The 17,629-nt window shown below is 73.1% G+C and carries 16 protein-coding genes and 1 riboswitch; of the genes, 7 read left to right on the top strand and 9 right to left on the bottom strand.

What is annotated here, in order from left to right; genetic code table 11:
• The first annotated feature begins 37 nt into the window (after positions 1-37).
• On the top strand, positions 38-1,243 hold the full coding sequence (locus ACO229_RS21495; RefSeq protein ID WP_423462747.1) for a M15 family metallopeptidase: 1,206 nt from the start codon (positions 38-40) through the stop codon (positions 1,241-1,243).
• Positions 1,244-1,297: 54 nt separating this feature from the next.
• Complete coding sequence (gene rlmC, locus ACO229_RS21490) at positions 1,298-2,470, top strand: 23S rRNA (uracil(747)-C(5))-methyltransferase RlmC (RefSeq protein ID WP_423462746.1); 1,173 nt, start codon at positions 1,298-1,300, stop codon at positions 2,468-2,470.
• Here rlmC and ACO229_RS21485 read toward each other — a convergent pair.
• The 3 genes from ACO229_RS21485 to ACO229_RS21475 all read right to left on the bottom strand — a co-directional run bounded on the left by ACO229_RS21485 (position 2,437) and on the right by ACO229_RS21475 (position 6,184).
• Complete coding sequence (locus tag ACO229_RS21485; protein WP_423462745.1) at positions 2,437-4,152, bottom strand: hypothetical protein; 1,716 nt, start codon at positions 4,150-4,152, stop codon at positions 2,437-2,439. The genes rlmC and ACO229_RS21485 overlap by 34 nt on opposite strands.
• Before the next feature lie 184 nt (positions 4,153-4,336).
• Positions 4,337-5,836 (bottom strand): hypothetical protein, encoded by a 1,500-nt coding sequence (locus ACO229_RS21480; protein ID WP_423462744.1) that lies wholly within the window; start codon positions 5,834-5,836, stop codon positions 4,337-4,339.
• Positions 5,837-5,962: 126 nt separating this feature from the next.
• Positions 5,963-6,184 carry a hypothetical protein gene (locus ACO229_RS21475; protein ID WP_397412340.1) on the bottom strand — a complete coding sequence of 74 codons (222 nt, stop codon included), beginning with the start codon at positions 6,182-6,184 and terminating at the stop codon, positions 5,963-5,965.
• Positions 6,185-6,776: 592 nt separating this feature from the next.
• On the opposite strand from ACO229_RS21475, the gene ACO229_RS21470 reads away from it, so the two are divergent.
• Complete coding sequence (locus tag ACO229_RS21470; RefSeq protein WP_423462743.1) at positions 6,777-8,621, top strand: class I tRNA ligase family protein; 1,845 nt, start codon at positions 6,777-6,779, stop codon at positions 8,619-8,621.
• On the opposite strand, the gene ACO229_RS21465 is transcribed toward ACO229_RS21470, so the two are convergent.
• The gene (locus ACO229_RS21465) at positions 8,602-9,450 is read right to left on the bottom strand and encodes an ion transporter (protein ID WP_423462742.1); all 849 of its coding nucleotides are present in this window, start codon (positions 9,448-9,450) and stop codon (positions 8,602-8,604) included. The two genes, ACO229_RS21470 and ACO229_RS21465, sit on opposite strands and share 20 nt — an antisense overlap.
• Positions 9,451-9,654: 204 nt before the next feature.
• On the opposite strand from ACO229_RS21465, the gene ACO229_RS21460 reads away from it, so the two are divergent.
• A complete protein-coding gene (locus ACO229_RS21460; RefSeq protein WP_397412346.1) occupies positions 9,655-9,921 on the top strand; it encodes a GlsB/YeaQ/YmgE family stress response membrane protein in 267 nt (88 codons plus the stop codon).
• On the top strand, positions 9,918-10,907 hold the full coding sequence (locus ACO229_RS21455) for a hypothetical protein (RefSeq protein WP_397429303.1): 990 nt from the start codon (positions 9,918-9,920) through the stop codon (positions 10,905-10,907). The genes ACO229_RS21460 and ACO229_RS21455 overlap by 4 nt, the downstream gene beginning before the upstream one ends.
• Positions 10,908-11,004: 97 nt before the next feature.
• Here the strand turns inward: ACO229_RS21455 and ACO229_RS21450 are convergent, their stop codons facing one another.
• Entirely contained in the window at positions 11,005-11,736 is a 732-nt protein-coding gene (locus tag ACO229_RS21450; RefSeq protein ID WP_397412350.1) for a C40 family peptidase, read from the bottom strand.
• A gap of 1 nt (position 11,737) precedes the next feature.
• Positions 11,738-11,903: riboswitch (cyclic di-AMP (ydaO/yuaA leader) on the bottom strand.
• A gap of 196 nt (positions 11,904-12,099) precedes the next feature.
• Between ACO229_RS21450 and ACO229_RS21445 the strand changes: the two genes are divergently transcribed.
• Together ACO229_RS21445 and ACO229_RS21440 are read left to right on the top strand one after the other, a co-directional pair.
• A complete protein-coding gene (locus ACO229_RS21445) occupies positions 12,100-12,993 on the top strand; it encodes a hypothetical protein (RefSeq protein WP_423462741.1) in 894 nt (297 codons plus the stop codon).
• A gap of 154 nt (positions 12,994-13,147) precedes the next feature.
• Positions 13,148-14,209, top strand: a complete 1,062-nt coding sequence (locus ACO229_RS21440; protein WP_423462740.1) for a S8 family serine peptidase — start codon at positions 13,148-13,150, stop codon at positions 14,207-14,209.
• 70 nt (positions 14,210-14,279) lie between these two features.
• Here the strand turns inward: ACO229_RS21440 and ACO229_RS21435 are convergent, their stop codons facing one another.
• The 4 genes from ACO229_RS21435 to ACO229_RS21420 all read right to left on the bottom strand — a co-directional run bounded on the left by ACO229_RS21435 (position 14,280) and on the right by ACO229_RS21420 (position 17,604).
• On the bottom strand, positions 14,280-14,945 hold the full coding sequence (locus tag ACO229_RS21435; protein ID WP_397429307.1) for a C40 family peptidase: 666 nt from the start codon (positions 14,943-14,945) through the stop codon (positions 14,280-14,282).
• A 347-nt stretch (positions 14,946-15,292) separates the two neighbouring features.
• Positions 15,293-15,745, bottom strand: coding sequence for an SRPBCC family protein (locus ACO229_RS21430; protein WP_423462739.1), 453 nt, complete (start codon positions 15,743-15,745; stop codon positions 15,293-15,295).
• A 75-nt stretch (positions 15,746-15,820) separates the two neighbouring features.
• The gene (locus tag ACO229_RS21425; RefSeq protein ID WP_423462738.1) at positions 15,821-16,972 is read right to left on the bottom strand and encodes a PASTA domain-containing protein; all 1,152 of its coding nucleotides are present in this window, start codon (positions 16,970-16,972) and stop codon (positions 15,821-15,823) included.
• Positions 16,969-17,604: a SigE family RNA polymerase sigma factor gene (locus ACO229_RS21420; RefSeq protein WP_397429310.1), complete on the bottom strand. Its 636-nt coding sequence runs from the start codon at positions 17,602-17,604 to the stop codon at positions 16,969-16,971. The genes ACO229_RS21425 and ACO229_RS21420 overlap by 4 nt, the downstream gene beginning before the upstream one ends.
• Positions 17,605-17,629: the final 25 nt, after the last annotated feature.

The raw sequence follows: 17,629 nt of genomic DNA, 5'->3' as shown, positions 1-17,629 counted from the left end.
GCCCGGGACATGGCGCCCGCGGTCGGACGGCGGGTCCATGCGCCCCCTCTTCGTCTTCCTGGTGGCGGCCGCGGTGGCCCTGGTGGGCAGCATCGTCTTCGCGCTCGTCCAGGTGGGCAACGGGCGTGAGGCGGAGCAGCTCGCGGACGCGCGCGCCGACGTCGTGCAGGCGGTGGACGAGGGGCGCGCCGCACAGGAGAGCCTGACCGAGCAGATCGCCACCGCGGAGCAGGCGCTCGCATCCACCGAGGGCAAGGTGCTCGACGACGCCGTCCGCGCCGAGCTGGCCGCGCACGTCGCGGCAGCCAAGGAGCTCGGGACCGTCGAACCGCCCGCCGTGCCGGAGGCCGGCACCCCCGGCCTGGCGGAGACGGCGGACGCGGACGCGCTGGAGGCGAAGGCGACGGAGTGGGCGATGACCATGCGCACCACCTCGTCGTCGCTCGTCTCGGCCACCCAGGAGGTGCTGGCGTCCAACGAGGGCTGGCAGAAGGCACGCCAGGACGCCCAGGCCAAGGCCCAGGCGGAGGCCCAGGCGAAGCAGCGGACGGCCGCCGAGCTGAAGGAGGCGACGGCGCGGCTCACGGCGGTCAGCGCGCAGCTCAAGATCTCGGTGCGCGACGCCCGGTACACGCTGGACTGGACCAGGAGCGTGGGTGCCCCCGCCGACGTCCGCGCCGCGCTCACCGCGCAGCGGACCGAGGGGCAGGCGGCGCTCGGCACCGGGGCGAACATGAAGGACCCCGCCTCGGTGACGAAGCTGACCCAGCGGCGCGAGAAGGCGCGTGCCGCCATCGAGGCCGCGGCCTGGGACGCGCGGGCCACTGTGGCCGACGGGTCGAACGGACGCCTCGCGCTGGACACGCTGTGCAAGGTGGGCGTGGGACCCGAGGGGCAGGACCAGTACCTGCGGTGCGACGCCGCACGCGCGTGGAAGAAGCTCGGCGTCGCGTTCGAGGCGAAGTTCGGCAAGCCGTTGCGCGTCGAGTACGGCTACCGCCCGTACGACTGGCAGCTCCAGGCGCTCGACGAGTTCGGCAGCGGCCAGGTCGCCGCGCCCGGCACGTCCAACCACGGGTGGGCGCTCGCGATCGACGTCCCGGTGGACGACGGATTCCGGTTCGGGCACCCCGAGTACGAGTGGCTCGCCGCGCACGGGCCGGCCTCCGGCTGGGAGCATCCCGAGTGGGCGCGGGCCGGCGGTGGTCGTGAGGAGCCGTGGCACTTCGAGTACGTCGGCTGAGCGCCGGCCCGCCGGCCGGTCGAGGGCCCGGCCGCCGCGCTGGATAATGGGTGCGTGCAGTGCCCCCACTACGACGCCGGCCGCTGCCACTCCTGCACCCTCCTGGAGATCGACTACCCCACCCAGGTGCTCGACAAGGAGCGGCACGTCGCCGCGCTCCTCGAACCCGTCTCCGCGGACCTGACCTGGCTGCCTGCCGTTCGCAGCGCGGAGTCCGGCTTCCGGAACAAGGCGAAGATGGTGGTCAGCGGTTCGGTCGCCGAACCGGTGCTCGGCATCCTCGACGGGGCCGGCCGCGGCGTCGACCTCACCGACTGCGGCCTCTACCCGGCCGCGCTCCAGGCGTCGTTCGGTCCGCTGGCCGCGTTCGTCACACGGGCGAACCTGGAGCCCTACCAGGTCTCCGGCCGGGGCAAGCGCGTGCAGCAGCGCGGCGAGCTCAAGTACGTGCTGGTCACCCTGTCGCCCGACGGCGAGCTCATGGTCCGGTTCGTGCTGCGTTCCCAGGAGGCCGTCGCGCGGATCCGCAAGCACCTGGCCTGGCTCCAGGCAGAGCTCCCGGCACTGGCGGTCGCGACGGCGAACGTCCAGCCGGCGCACGCCGCGGTCCTGGAGGGCGACCTGGAGATCCCCCTCACGGAGCGCACCACGCTGCCCATGCGCATCGACGACATCACGCTCGACCTACGGCCGCAGAGCTTCTTCCAGACCAACACGGCGGTGGCCACCGAGCTGTACCGGCAGGCCCGCGCCTGGGTCGACGAGGTGCGCCCGGCGAGCCTCTGGGACCTGTACTGCGGGGTCGGCGGCTTCGCGCTGCACTGTGCGGCGCCGGGCCGGGCGGTCACGGGCATCGAGATCAGCGCGGAGGCCGTGACGGCGGCGTCGGCCACGGCCGCACGGTTACGCGACGGCGCCGCGGGCGAGCGGTTCGCGGACGTCGGCTTCGCGGCCGGCGACGCGACCGAGTTCGCCGTCGGGCCCGGCGCCCCCGCGCTGCCGGACATGGTCATCGTCAACCCGCCGCGCCGCGGCATCGGTGCCGACCTGGCCCGGTGGCTGGAGTCCTCCGGGATCGACCACGTCCTGTACTCGAGCTGCAACGCGACGACGCTCGCCAAGGACCTTGCCGAGATGCCGTCGCTGCGACCGGTGCGGGGCCGTCTGCTCGACATGTTCCCGCAGACCTCGCACTACGAGGTGCTCGTCCTCCTGGAGCGTTCCTGACCGCTGCCGGGTTCGTGGCCACGCTCCTGGTCGTGACCGTGTCGCCCGTCGGTGCGCTCGCCGCCCGTGCCGCCACCGGGCTGCTCGTGGCCGCGGGTGCGTTCACCGTCGCGTTCCGGGCCCCAGCGGTCCCCGTGGTTGCCGCCGTGCCCCCGGTTGCCGCCGTCCTGACCCTTCTTCGCCTGGCCGGGTGGAACACCGGTGTGCCCCGCGGGGCCCGACGGTGCGTCCTCCGCCGGCTCCGACACGCCGGCTCCGGCCGCCTTCTCCGACTTCTTCGCCTGGCCCGGGGGGACCTCGCCCTTCTTGCTCTGGCCGGGCGGCGTCTCCTTGCCTGCCTGGCCCGGCGGGACGCCGTCGTCCTTGGCGAGGCCCGGCGGGACGCCGTCCTTCTTGGCCAGTCCGGGCGGCACCCCGTCCTCGTTCCCTGTGCCGGATGCTGTGCTGTCCTTCTTCTGCCGGCCCGGCGGCACGCCGTCGCTCTTGGCGAGCCCCGGTGGTACACCGTCGGACTTCGCGAGCCCCGGCGGGACGCCGTCCTTCGTCGCCAGGCCCGGCGGCACGCCGTCGCTCTTCGCGAGTCCCGGTGGCACATCGTCCGCGCCACCCGCCCCGGGCGCCCGTGACGCGGTGAGCCCAGGGGCCGCCGCAGGATCCGCCTTCGCCGGACCCGGTGCAGCCCCCCGCGCCTCCGCCGGGGCGTCTCGCGGAGTGCTGACCGAGACGACGCCTGTCTCCAGGAAGGACGTCGACGCGCCCGCGTTCCCGGCGGTCCCGGTGCCGACGGCCGTCGTGATGATCAGGCTTCCCGCGACCGTCGCCGTCAGGGCGACGGGGTCGGTCAGCAGGCCGCGGACGACCAGGGCCGCGCGGCCGCCGGCCCCGGCGAACCAGCCCCCGACCGCCGTCACGGCCGCGGTGATCGTGCCCGTCCCGGCGGCGACCGCGGTGGACGTCCGCACGGCCGTGGCCGCACCGAGCAGCAGGACGGGCGCGGCGGCACGCAGCATCCAGTACGACTCGCGGACGTCGACGAACGCCCGCGTGCAGCCGGCGCACTCCACCATGTGGTCCTCGACCGCCTGCCGGCGGTGCGGCATGAGGCGGTTGCGCACGAAGTCGTGCATCGCGGCGCGCGCCGTCCGGCACTCGACGTTCTCGGCCGTGCCGGCATGCGTCTCCGCGAAGCCGCTCGCGAGCCGGTTCTCGGCCCGGCGCAGACGCCGCCGGGTGGCGTACGGCAGCATGCCGATCTCCTCGGCGATCGCGGACACCGGCCGCGACCCCACGTGGTGGTCCCAGAGGATCTGCTGTTCGGCGGCCGACAACCGTTCCATCGCCGAGCTCAGGGCCTCGAAGTCGACGGTCCGGGTCGGCACCGTCGCGACGTCGTCTCGGCCGGCGGGCGTCGCGGGTCCCGGTGCCCCGGGCCCGGGAGACTCCGGCCCCGCGGGCTCCGGCTCCTCGCGTGCCATCTCCGCCGCGACGCCCAGTGCGGCCGCGCTCCAGAACGCCACCGGATCGGTGATGCCCCCGGCCTTGAGGAGCTGGGCGCACAGCATCTCGAGGCCGCGGCTCGTGGCCACCTCGGGGTCGACCCCCGGGACCCGCCGGGACACCGCGGCCACCACGGCACGACGATGCGCCGCCCACTGGGCGAGGTCGGCGCTGGTGACGGTCACCTGACCCCCCTCCACCCCACGGCCGGACACCGTGGGAGCACGCCGTGCACGAAACCTCGGGCGTGCATGCTCGCAGAGAACCTGCGCCGAGGGAAGGCGCCGGCGGGTGAGCCGAGCCCTGGGCCGGGCGGAGCCGCGCGGACGCACGGCAGCGAGCGGGTCCGGTCAGGGGCCCGCCGGACCATCAGTCACCGGCCGCGGACTCGGCGTCGTCGGCGGCCTGGCCGAACAGACCCGTGAGCAGTGCCCACAGCTCGTCCAGCGTGGTGGTCACCAGGTCGATGCCCGGCAGGTCGGACAGCCCGAGGCTCGCGAGCAGGTCGGACAGGGCCGTGCCGAGGCCAGGGGTCTCCGGCTCGACCGGCGGCACCTCGGGCTCCTCGGGGGTCTCCGGTTCCTCGGGCTCGGGCTCCTGCGTCCCCGGGTCCTCGGGTTCCTCGGGCTCCGGCTCGGCCGGCGGCTGCTCGGTCCCGGGGGCGTCGCTCCCGCCGTCGGGCGGGTCGGACGTCTCACCAGGGCCGGGAGTGCTGGGGGTGTCGTCCTCGGGCTCCGGCTGGGGGTCGGAGGCGGGGGCGGTGTCGGCCGGCTCGGGCTGCGGCTCGGTGACCGGGGCGGGCGCCGGGACGGCGTCCTCCTTCGGGGTGGTCGCCGGGCGCGGCTGGGGGTCGGCCGGCGGGATCGACGGCGGCTTGTCCGTGGGCTGCTGCTCGGTCGGCGTCGAGCCGTCGCCCGCACCGCCGCCACCGGCACCTGCGCCACCACCGGAACCGGCGCCACCGCCTTCGCCGACGTTCTCGCTGGCCTGGACGGGCGGCTCGTCCTCCTGGCTCGCGATCATCCCGACCGCGGTGCCCCCGACGGCCAGGACCGCGAGCACCCCGGCGGCGACCGCGAGCTCCTTCTTGCCGGGCGTCCGCGGCTGCGGCTTGCCGGCGACCGCCGCCGTGCCCGCCGCGGCTCCTCCGACGGCGCCGGTCACCCAGCCGCCGGCGATGAGGTGTTGTCCGAGGTCGCGGAGCATCCAGGAGACTTCGCGGACGTCGATGAAGGCGCGGGTGCAGTCGGCGCAGCCGTCCATGTGGACCTCGAGGCGGTGCTGGCGGCGGGGCAGCATGCGGCCTTTGAGGTAGTCGTGCATGCCGGCGCGGGTGGTGCGGCACTCGGGTTCGGTCACGGCCTGGGCGTGGGCTGCGGCGAACGCGCCGGCGAGGCGTTCCTCGGCGCGGCGTAGCCGCATGGTCACGGCGTGGGGGCGGACGCCCAGGCCGGTGGCGATGTCGGTGACGGCTTTGTCGTGCACGTGGCGGTCGAACAGGATCTGGCGGTCGTCGTCGGCCAGGTCGGCCAGGGCGGTGCGGAGCATGCCGGCGTCGGCCTGGCGTTCGGCGTCGAGCTCGGCGCCGTGGGCGGGTGGGGTCAGGCCGTCGAGGGTGTCGTCCTCCACGAGGGTGGTGCGGCCTTGCTCGCGGGTCATGGAGATGGCTTCGTTGACCGCGGCGCGTCGCCAGTAGGGGGCGGGGTCGGTGATGGTGCCGCCGGTGGAGACGATGCGGATCATCTTCTCCAGGGCGCGGCTGGTGGCCTCCTCGGCATCGATCCCGGGTACCCGGGCTGCTACCGAACGCACGACGTTACGACGATGCACGACCCAGTCGTCGATGCGGAGATCACCGGTTGTCGTCACGCGGCCTTGCCCCCCTCTGCGCATAGTGTCCCGTTTTGACTCGTTGGCCAATGATGGCACCGTGGCTCCGGTTTCGCACATGTCGCCGGGATCTTCCGGTGTGGTACTCGATCGTTCCATCGGTGCTCATCTCCGCCTCGTCGAGAACGCCGTCGAGACCGCGTCGAGGCCCTGCGGCCCGGACGTCGCGTGAATCACCGCGAGCGCGACCTCGCAGGTGGCGGCGATGAGATCGCTCGCTCCCCACGCGTCGGCGAGGCGGTACAGCTTGACGGCATCGCCCTCGGCGTAGGCGCGCAGGTATTGGGCGCCCAGACGAACGAGTTCGGGGTGCTCGGTGTGTTCCATGCAGCCCAGACGCGTGAGCCGCCCGGATGTCACAGCACTTGGGGAAATTTCTTCGATTGATCCTCTGGTGTCCGATTAGCACCCCTCGGTTCGCCTGATCAGGTGCCTCGGGCAGCCGTTCACCGTGCGCCAGGTGCCGTTGTCCGGTAGGCCTGTGAGACAGGCCACATGAAAATGCATCGAGAAGTGCTGTGACTTCCGGGACGTGCGCGCGTCAGAGCTGTGACGCGGACGAAGTTCGGACCTCGCTGGGGGCGGGCCGAGCTCCGGCGCGTCGGGCGGGAGCCGTGGTTCGGAGTGCGCTGGGGGCACGCCGAGCCACGTGCTCCCGCTCACCGGCGCGAGCGCCGGTTCGGACCTCGCTGGCGGCGGACCGAACCGGCGCTCGTTCCTCGACCGGTTCCTCGGCCGGGCGGACGCTCTTTACCCGCCGCGTCCGGCCCACGTATCGTGCCGTCATGCGCACCGCACGCTCGCTCCTTACCTAGCCGCACCGGACAGCCCTCGATCGGGCACACCCGGTGCGGCCGCCCCTCCTCGTGAGGGGCTTTTTCGTGCCCGGACCCGATCGACGCACCGGAGAGCGAGAACGATGAGCGAGACCCTGGGCTTCGCGGCGGCCGACGACGGCGCCCGCCCCCGCCACTACCTGCTGACGATGTTCCCGTACCCCTCGGGCGACCTGCACATGGGTCACGCCGAGGTGTTCGCGATCACCGATGTCCTGGCCCGCCACTGGCGCGCCAAGGGCTTCGACGTGCTCAACCCCGTGGGCTGGGACTCGTTCGGCCTGCCGGCCGAGAACGCCGCGATCCGCCGTGGCGAGCACCCGGCCGTCTTCACCGAGGCGAACATCGCCACCCAGGCGGCGTCGATCCGGCGCTACGGCGTCTCGTTCGACTGGACCCGGCGGCTGCACACGCACGAGCCGGCGTACTACCGGTGGACGCAGTGGCTGTTCGCCCGCCTGTACGAGCGTGGCCTGGCCTACCGGGCCGAGGCGGAGGTGAACTGGTGCCCGGGCGACCGCACGGTCCTGGCCAACGAGCAGGTGGTCGACGGGATGTGCGAGCGCTGCGGCGCCGCGGTGGTGGCGCGCAGCCTGACGCAGTGGTTCTTCCGCACCACCGCCTACGCGGACCGGCTGCTGGACGACATGACCCTGCTGGAGGACGGCTGGCCCGCGCACGTGCTGACCATGCAGCGGAACTGGATCGGCCGGAAGCACGGTCCCGACGGGCCGACCTACCGTCTGCACGACTGGCTGGTCTCACGGCAGCGCTACTGGGGTGCGCCCGTCCCGGTGGTGCACTGCCCGGACTGCGGCGAGGTGCTGGTGCCCGACGACCAGCTCCCCGTCGAGCTGCCCCACCTGGAGGGCGACGAGCTGGTGCCCGGGGACGTCTCGCCCCTGGCCGGCGCGCGGGACTGGGTACGGACCACGTGCCCGCGCTGCGGCGGCCCGGCCGAGCGGGACACCGACACCATGGACACGTTCGTGGACTCGTCCTGGTACTTCCTGCGCTACCTGTCGCCCGGGTACGACGCCGGGCCGTTCCGCCCCGAGGACGCCGCTCGCTGGATGCCCGCCGCGCTGTACGTGGGCGGCGTCGAGCACGCCACCATGCACCTGCTGTACGCGCGGTTCGTCACCAAGGTCCTGTACGACATGGGCCTGGTGCCGTCGCCCGAGCCGTATGCCCGCCTGCTGAACCAGGGGCAGGTGATCAACCACGGCCGGGCGATGAGCAAGTCGCTGGGCAACGGCGTGGACCTGGCGGCCGAGCTGGACCGGTACGGGGTGGACGCCGTCCGGCTGGCGATCCTGTTCGCCGGACCGCCGGAGGACGACGTCGACTGGGCGGACGTGTCGCCCGACGCGATGCGGAGGTTCCTGGCCCGGGTGCAGCGGCTGGCGGACGCCGGCCCGCCCGCAGCGGTCGACGCCCGTGGGGCCGCGCCGTCGCACCTGCGACGGGCCGTGCACCGCGCCGTGCACGACGTCGACGAGCTGGTCGAGGCAGGCCGGCTCAACGTCGCCGTCGCGCGGCTGATGGAGCTGGTGGGCCAGGTGCGCCGGGGGCCGGTCGCCGGGCCGGAGCGCGACGAGGCGGTCGCCGCGGTCGCCGTCCTGCTGAGCCTGTTCGCGCCGCACGCGGCGCAGGAGCTGTGGGAACGACTGGGTCGCACGACGCCGGTCGCGGCGCAGCCGTGGCCGGAGGTCGACCCGGCGCTGCTGGTGGTGTCCGAGGTCGAGGCGGTGGTCCAGGTGGACGGGAGGGTGCGCGACCGGCTGACCGTGGCCGCCGACGTGACGGCCGAGGACCTGGAGCGGGCCGTGCTGGGCCGGCCGGCCGTGGTCCGGGCCCTGGGGGACCGGGTGGTGCGGCGGGTCGTGGTGCGACCGCCGCACCTGGTCAACGTGGTGCGGGGGTAGCGGCGTCGCCGTCCTCGCCGAGCCGCGCGCGGACGGCGCGCAGCTCGGCGAGGATCTCGCGGTTCTGTGCCGCGAGGGCGTCCAGGCGCTCGTCCTTCTGCAGGTCGTCCTCGCGCTCCTCCTCCGACATCTCCTCCATGCCGTTGACGATCACGGCGATGAAGAGGTTCAGCACCGCGAAGCTGACCACCAGGATGTAGAGCACGAAGAAGATCCACGCGGACGGGTGGGTCTCCATCACGACGCGTGCGATGTCGGGCCAGGCCTCACCGGTCATGGCCTGGAACAGCGTGAAGAGCGTGGTCCAGAGGTTGCCGAAGTACTCCGGCGCGGCCTCGCCGAACAGCCCGGTCGCGATGACGGCGGACACGTACATCACCAGCACGAGCAGCGCCCCGACGGCGCCCATGCCCGGCACCGCCCGCAGCATGCCGTCGACCACGCGCCGCAGCGCCGGCACGGCCGTGACCACCCGCAGCACCCGCAGCACCCGCAGGGCACGCAGCGCGGACAGCGACTCGGTGGCCGGCAGCAGCGCGACGCCGACCACGACGAGGTCGAACACGTTCCACGGGTCACGGAAGAACCGCCGTCCCGTGGCGACCAGCCGCAGCGCCAGCTCGACCACGAAGAACGCGAGCATGGCGTGGTCGATCCCGCGCAGCACCTCGAACGCCGTGCCGGTCACCATCGTCTCGGCGCCGAGCACCAGGGCGTTGGCCAGGATCACGCCGAGCACCAGCCGGGTGAACCACCGCTGCTCGAGGAACGCCCTGAGCGCGTCCCGCCAGGTCCGCCGCCCGGCCGACGCGCTGATCTCCCGGTTCATCCGTCGTCATCTCCTCGTGTGCCCGGAGCCCCCTGCCCCGGCCTTGCCCGCCGCGTGCCCGGCCGAACTATAGCCGCTGACGTATCGCGACCTGGTGCGCGTAATGTCCCGATATAGACCTGATTCGGCGGGTCCGGTGGCAAGTCGGCGGGATCAGTGCTGAGGTAGTCGCACGTAAGCCATACCACTCTGGAGGAAAACGCCATGGGCTTCTGGGCCTTTCTCATCCTCGGCCTGATCGCGGGCGTCATCGCCCGAATCATCCTCCCGGGCAAGCAGCCGGGCGGTTTCTGGGTCACGCTGCTGCTCGGCGTGCTCGGCGCCATGCTGGGCGGCTGGCTCGGTGGGCTCATCTTCAACATCAGCTTCGACGCGTTCTGGTCGTGGCAGAGCTGGCTGTTCTCGGTGATCGGCGCGATCATCGTGATCCTGATCGTCCAGGCGATCTTCGGTCGGCGTCAGAACGCTTGATCGCAGGACTTCGCACCGCGACGCACCGCGGCCGCGCCGGCACCGTCGTCCTCCTGGCGACGCTGATCGGCGCGGCCGCCGTCGCATGCACGTCCGGCGGCCCCGGGCCGTCGTCCACCCGGGGCCCTGTACCCGACGACGTGGTCGGGCACCTCGGCGTCGCGGTGGCGCAGGGGCGTGAGCAGTACGCGACGCGGGAGATCCGGCTCGAGGTCACCAACGACTCCGACGAGACCCTGACGCTGCTGTCCGGGGCGTTGCGTGCCGACGGCTTCGGGCCGTCCCACCCCACGAAGGAGGGGCGCACGCTGGTGCTGCGTCCCGGGACGACGCGCGCCGTCTACGTCGGGCTGGGCGAGGCGCGCTGCACGGATCCGGCGAGCACGCCCGCGCCGGCCGGCTCACCGCGGCCGGAGCCGTCCCCCACGGCAAGCAGGACGCCGTCCGCCACGATCACGCTCGCCCTCGGCGAGGGGGACGACGCGGGACCGCCCACCGAGGTCGTCGTCGACGACGTGGGCGACCCCGTGGGCCACCTGGCGCGCAACCACGAGGCGGACTGCGCGGTGGCCGCCGTGGCGGCGGGCGTGCGCCTCGCCGTCGACGACGAGGTGCGCGTCGAGACCCGTGACGGGGAGCTGACCGCCCTGGTCACCCTCCGGATCGAGCCGGTCGACGGCGGTCCCGCGGTCACCGTCGACCGGATCGCGGGCACCACCCTGATGAGCAACCCCGACCCGGCGGACGGCGCCTCCGGCTGGGTGGGACGCGACCTGGCGGGGCAGCGGTCGGGCGCCGTCGTGCTCGCCGTCGTCCCCGCGCGCTGCGACGTGCACGCCGTGGCCGAGGACAAGCGCGGCACGTTCCTTCCCGTGTCGGCCAGCGTCGACGGCGTCCCGCAGCGCACGGTCTACGTGCCGATGCCGGACGCCGCGCGCTCCGCCTTCTACGACTTCGTCGGGGAGCACTGCGCCTGGCCCGGATGAGCCGGCCCGCCGGTGTGGCGGTGCGGGAACGCGTGAGGCGCCGCCTCCGGCACCGGGCGGGGACCCGGTACGGAGGCGGCGCCTCACGAGCGGTGCGTCAGACGACGCGGATGAAGGTCGGGCTGTTCTGCCACATCTCGGTGTAGCGGACCGGCATGCCGGCGGCCCAGGCCTCGATGATCATGCCGTCGCCCGCGTAGAGGGCCACGTGTCCGGGCGTCCAGACGATGTCGCCGGGCTCCGGGTAGGTGACCTGGTAGCCGGAGCCGAGCAACGCGCCGGACTGGTGCGGCAGCGAGACGCCGAGCTGCGCGTACACGTACTGGATGAGGCCCGAGCAGTCGAAGCCCGCGGACGGCGAGGCGCCGCCCAGGACGTACGTGATGCCCAGGTAGTTGAAGGCGATGTTGACGGCCTGCGTGCCGACCGGGATCGGGTCCGGTGCGTCGACGGAGACGACGGCGGGGCCCTCGCCCTTCTCGCCGTCGGCACCCGTGGCACCCAGGGCTTCCATCTCGATCGGCATCTTCGCGTCGGCCGGGACGGTCACGGTGGGGGCTGCGGCCACGGCCTGCTTCGCCACGGCGGTGAGGGACTGCAGGTCGGTCGAGTTCAGCTTGGCCGTCTTGACGTCCGTCTTCAGGTCCATCGCGGGCGCCGCGTGCGCGGTGGTGGCGATGGTCGAGATGAGGACGCCGCCGGCGGCGGCGGCGATGGCGCCACGGCGGGCAACGGTGCCGGCGTTCTCGGTGGCGGTACGAGCGAGGATGGTCAGCGGTGTCTGAGCGGGCCGGCTGTCACGATGCCGGCCGCGGGTGGAGTTCGTCACCTAAGGTCTCCTGTACCGCCTGCGAGGTCAGCTGTCGGATTCGGGTGAGGAGTGCACACCCGGCCGCACGGCTACTGGGGGGTTTCCGTCCGGCTTCACCCCGAGGGCGACGATGGTGCTGTCGCCCGGAAGTGGGTCCCCCGCTCCTGTCTCGACGTCTGGTCATGAGCCGGTGACAGGATTCGGCGCCCGGCTCACGGCCCCACCGATGCGGTGGAGCAGAAGTCAAAGTACACACGTTCACCGAAAAAGTCACGATCGGGTTACGCATTACGGTCTGACCCAACGAAGGCGCAGATTTACGCCGTTTCGGTCTTCCTGCGTTATGACCGACATCACATAGATCCGCTACGGTTCGGCGGCATGGGCGACAGCGAGCATCGGATCTCCGCCTGGTGGGTCGTTCCCCTCAGCGCACTCGCCTGGTGGGCCGGAGGTTTCCTGCCGTGGATCGTGCAGGTCTCCTACCAGGTCACAGGCCTGGCCGAGGGTGTGGCGCCGGGGCCGGCCGGCTTTCTGCCGCTTCCGTTCGAGGGCGACGACGGCGTGGTCGGCCTGGTCGTCATGGCCCTGATGGGCGGGCTCCTCGCGGGTGTCACCGCGCGTGTCCCGGCGTCCGCCGGCGCGGGTGCGGGCGCCGCGATCGCCGGCACCCTGCTCGCCATGGGGGCCGCGGGCAGCGCCTCCTGGTGGCTCGTCACCCGCGAGGGCCTGCCCGACGACGCCGCACCGCTCGGGATGCTCGTCGTCACCGGCGTGGCCGGTGTCGTGGGCCTCGGTGCGGGGCTGCTGGCAGGGCTCGGTCCCGGCCCCCTGCGCGGCCTCGCCCTGGCGCTGCCGGTGGTGCTCCTCGACGCCTGGGTGTGGGGCTTCGTCCCGGGCCATCCGGTGTCGCCGGTGGGCACGTGGTGGATCCTGGCCGTGGCGCTGGGAGTCGCGTTCGGTCTCGCCGTGGACAGCCGTCCCATCGAGCTGCTGGGGTGGCTGCCCACCGCCGGTGCCGTCTGGGTGCTGCAGGCGGCCGGGCCGGCCCTCCTGGCCGTGCAGGAGAACATCTGGCCGGGCTCGCCGCTGACCGAGGACCCGCTGCTGGCCGTGCGCATCGTCTGGCGTGAGATCGCACCGGCGGCGATCGACTCCGAGGGGCACCAGCTCGGCGCCTGGGTGGTCGCCCTGCTGCTGGGGGCGGCCGTCGCGGCGCTGAGGCTGTCCCGGGAGGCGTCGGACGAGGCCGAGCTCACGGAGGCCTGGGCCTGACGTCGACGCCGCGGCGGTCCCGGCCGCTACTGATTGCGATTGGGTAAATTTCACCCGCGGTGCCCGAACTGCCCTGTTCTATCCCGGTCTGCTGGCCCTAGGTTTGCCCCAGTTCAGGGGCAAACCAGTCCCTGTGCGAACAATGGGGGCATACATGAACAGGAAGTCACTCGTCGGCGCCGCCACCTCCGCGGCACTGGCCGTGGCGGCGCTGGTCGCCATGGCGCCGGGTGCGCAGGCCGCCACCAACGACCCGTTGCGGGACAAGCAGTGGGGCCTGGACCAGATCAACGCGGAGGCCGCCTGGCCCGTCTCCACCGGCAAGGGCGCGGTGGTGGCGGTGGTCGACACCGGGGTCGACCTCAGGCAGCCCGACCTTGCCGGGCAGCTCCTGCCCGGCGCCACCTTCACCGGCTGCGCCGACGTCCGCCCCTGCGGGAACGGGGACTACCGGGGACCGGACGGGAAGAACGACGGGGACGAGCACGGGACGCACGTGGCGGGCATCGTCGCCGCCGCGGCGAACAACGGGATCGGCGTCGCCGGCGTGGCGCCGGGCGCCAAGGTCCTCCCGGTCAAGGTGCTCGAGGCGGGTTCCGGCTCGTCCCAGGACATCGCGGACGGCATCCGCTGGGCCGCGGACCACGGCGCCGACGTCATCAACCTCTCGCTGGGCACCGCGCCGGGCGGGCAGCTGCTGACGATCCTGGGCGTCGACACCCTGATGCGCGACGCCATCGCGTACGCGCGCCAGCAGGGTGCGCTCACGGTGGCGGCGGCCGGCAACTCGTCGACCCCGCTCTGCAGCGACCCCGCGTTCACCAGCGTCGCACTCTGCGTCGGGGCCACGGACTCGGCCCGTGTGCACTCCTACTACTCGGAGCTCCCGATCAAGCTCGACCTGAAGAGCGTCTCGGCCCCGGGTGGCTCGGGCGGTCTCACGGGATGCGACGGCGACGTGTGGTCGACGGTGCCGGTGGGCACGGGGTCGAGCACGTGCGGTGCGGGCAGCTACGACTCGTACGCGGGCACGTCGATGGCGACGCCGCACGTGGCGGGTGTCGCGGCGCTGCTGTACGGCCAGGGCCGGAGCATGCGCGAGGTCGAGAGCGCCATCCTGTACACCTCGCGCGACCCGCTCCTGGGGCTGGTCGGTGTGTGGACGCCGCTGTACGGCTACGGCATCGTCGACGCGGCGGCCGCCGTCGCGTACTGACGCGCACCGGTCGTGTCAGACGCCCAGGTCCCGCGCGGGACCTGGGCGTCTGACATCACCGGGGGGTCGGTCAGTAGGGGCGGATGTAGACCGCGTAGTCCTGCCACTGGGCGGTGTGGCGCACGGGGGTGCCGTAGTTGGCGGCCTCGACCACCATGCCGTCGCCCGCGTAGAGCGAGACGTGGCCCTGGGTCCACACGATGTCGCCGGGGATGGGTGAGGCGACCTGGTAGCCCGCCGAGACCATCGAGGACGAGGAGTGCGGCAGCTCGACGCCGAGCTGCGCGTACACGTACTTGATCAGGCCGGAGCAGTCGAACCCGGAGGAGGGCGACTCGCCGCCGTACGTGTAGGCGATGCCGATGTACTGCAGGGCGATCGCGACGGCCTGGGCGCCGATGGAGCCGTCGGACGCGTAGTCCGGCGTGGCCGGCTCGGCCTCCTGGGCCACGGCCTCCGCCTCCGGCTCGGAGTACGCGGCGGTCTCCACGACGGGCTCGGGCTCGGGCTCCGGGGCGGGCGTGACCTTGACGGCCTTGCTCTCGATCCGCAGCTTCGCGTCGGTCGCGACCTGCACCGCGGGTGCCGTCGCGATCTCCGTCTTGTCGACGCTCGCGAGGCGGTGGGAACCGTCTCCCACGACGGCGTGTGCGCTGGGTGCGAGGGCCGTCGCGAGAAGTCCGGACGATGCCGCGATCAGCGCGCCCGAGCGGGCGGCCGTACGGGTCACGGTCATCAGGGGAGTGCTAGGAGCGTGAACGGCGCGGTGTCGACCGCGTCGGACGGTGGTACTCACCGAAGTTCTCCAAGTCGCCGGTTTCGCGGACCCGTACCGGTCTGGGGAATGGGGCCCGCGGCTGCGCCTCCGGTGGCGCAACGGATCCGACGCTACATACGGGTCCCCACCTTGTCTCGATCAGATAACGGTTGTTGTGAAGTATCGAGCTGTCCGAAACGCGCGTAACTTTTCGCCTCAATGCCTTTTCGCAGTTCAAGGGTCATTCTTGGTGGCGAAATGGCGTTCTGGGAGGCGTACGGAAACACCGGAGGAAATGATGTGACACGCCGGTAGCGCGCGGTGTGTCAGTCCTTTTCGCGGACTATGCGCTCCGACTCGGCCACCAGGCCGGCCAGCTCCGTGTCCACCAGCTCGCGCATCCGGGAGCCGAGGGCGAGGTTGGTCAGCCCGGCGAGCATCCCGCTCTGGGCGACCACGAGCGTCACCTCGCACGTCTCGCCGTCCTCGCCCGGCACCGGGGCGATCAGGTGGGCCGCGCCCGTGCGCACCCCGGGCGTGCTGCTCGACCAGGAGAAGCCGCGGCCCTCGGTGAGGCCGTCCACCTCCCACGTCGCGCGGGGCAGGCCGGGCTGCTCGATCTCGACCCGGGAGCCCACGGCCAACCGGGTCCCGTCGAGGATCGACACGCGCGTCATGGACCGCGTCCAGGCGGGCATGCGCTCGACGTCGGACAGGACCTGCCAGACGACGGCGGCGGGCGCGTCGACAGGGGCGCTGGTGCGGTAGGCGTGGGCCACGGGCCCAGGCTACGCGGAGACGAGGAGCGTCCCGCGCGGCCCGGGCCCGTGGCGGGCCTCCGCGTGGCCGGTCGGTCAGGGGCCGGTGGAGAGCACGATCGTGACGGGGGCGCCCCAGGTGACGAGCGCGCCCTGCGCCGGGTCGGAGGAGAGGACCGTCCCGTCGGGCACGGTGTCCGACCGCTGTTCCTCGAAGGAACAGGCGAGATGCTTCTGCAGGCAGACGACCTCGACGTCCTCGCGAGTCATCGCCGTGAGGTCGGGGATCTCGATGGCGCTGTCGGCCACGGCGTCGGGCAGGCGGGTGAGCTCGGTCGTCAGGTAGATGTCCGTGCCGTGCTTCGTGTCCCGTGTCTCGAGCGGCAGGTTGCGCGCCTCGTCGTAGATCACGGTCCGCGTCCTGTCGTCGTCGCCGTACTGGTACGTGGCGGCAGTGCCCCGGCGGTCCTCCGAGTCCCGGACGTCCTGCTCGACCTCGACGCCGTCGAGGTCGGTGAGCAGCTCCCACGCCGCGGCCCGCAGCTCCGGGGCGGCCGGTGCCTGGGTGGCCAGCCGGGCCGCGATGTCTCGCAGCTGCTCCATGCCGTGGCTCGACGGCGCGTCGACGTCGTCGTAGTGGGCGAGCAGGGCGTCGTGCAGGGCGTCCGGCTCGGTCGGGAGCGCCGCCATCTCCGCCCAGGAGTAGCTGCGGGCGTGCCCCTCGATGTTGATGTGGTCACCGAGGTGCATGAGTGCCGGGCCCTGCGCGGTGAGCTCGAAGCTGACGCCGTCGCCGTACCAGCTCTCGCTGCCGAGCTCGCTGCCCAGTGGCGCCTCGGCCTCGGACCCCGCGCCGGCCTGACCGGGTGCCCCTCGGGTCACGACGTGGAAGTAGGTCGCCTCACGCCAGCCGTGCGGCGGGACCACCGGTTCCAGGGCCGGGTAGGTGGGCAGCTCGGGCAGCGGGTCCCCCTCGCTCGACGTACGGGGCGGCCCGGTCGGCGACGGCGAGGGCTCGACCGGCATCGTCGTCGAGCCGCCGGGCAGGACGGTCCCCGGCTCCAGCGTGGTGGCCGCCCAGGCCCCGCCGCCGAGGGTCAGCGCCAGGGCCAGCCCGACGCCGCCCGCCCGGACGGCCCGGTGCCGCCGGGCGGCGGGGACGACGCGTGCGACGTCGACGTCGATCCGCGGCGCGACCCGCGCGACCTGCGCCCGCAGGTTCTCGGCGAACTGCTCCTCGTCGTTCATGACCCGCTCCTCTCGTGGTTCGTGTGCTCTGGGGCCGCGTCGCCCGTGCCGTCGGCCCGCAGGATCTCGCGCAGGCGGACGATGCCGCGGGACGCCGTGGACTTGACCGTGCCGACCGAGACGCCGAGCGCGTCGGCGACCTCGCGCTCTGCCAGGCCCTCGAGGTGCCGGAGCACCACGATCCGGCGCTGCTTGGTGGGAAGCAGCCGGAGTGCGCGGACCAGCCGGTCGCGTTCGGCGTGCACGTCGGCGGGGCTCCGGCCGTCCTGTGCCCGCTCCGGCAGGGTGTCCGCGGCCATGAGGACCTCTCGGCGCCGTCTGCGCCAGCCGTCGACCCGCAGGTTCGCCAGGACGCGCCGGGCGTAGGCGAGCGGTTCGCCGCTGCGGGCCTTGGGCCAGGCCAGGTACGTCTTCATCAGGGCCTGCTGCACCAGTTCCTCGGCCTGGTGCGTGTCGCCGCACAGCAACCAGGCGGTGCGCGCCAGCGCCGGGGCGGACCGGGACATGAAGGCGGCGAACTCCGCCTCCTTGTCGCCGGCGACCACGACGTCGAACGGGCCGGCCACGTGGGCCGCCTCGCGACCGTGGACCGGGTCGGGGCTCGAGCGCCCCGCGACCATTGGCATGCTCATGCCTCCTTCACGGTCGGGGGTGGCG

This window comes from Promicromonospora sp. MS192, from assembly GCF_049532985.1.
GTDB lineage: Bacteria > Actinomycetota > Actinomycetes > Actinomycetales > Cellulomonadaceae > Promicromonospora.
The sequence above is the reverse complement of the archived record's forward strand: the minus strand, read 5'-3'. Positions and strand labels throughout refer to the sequence as shown.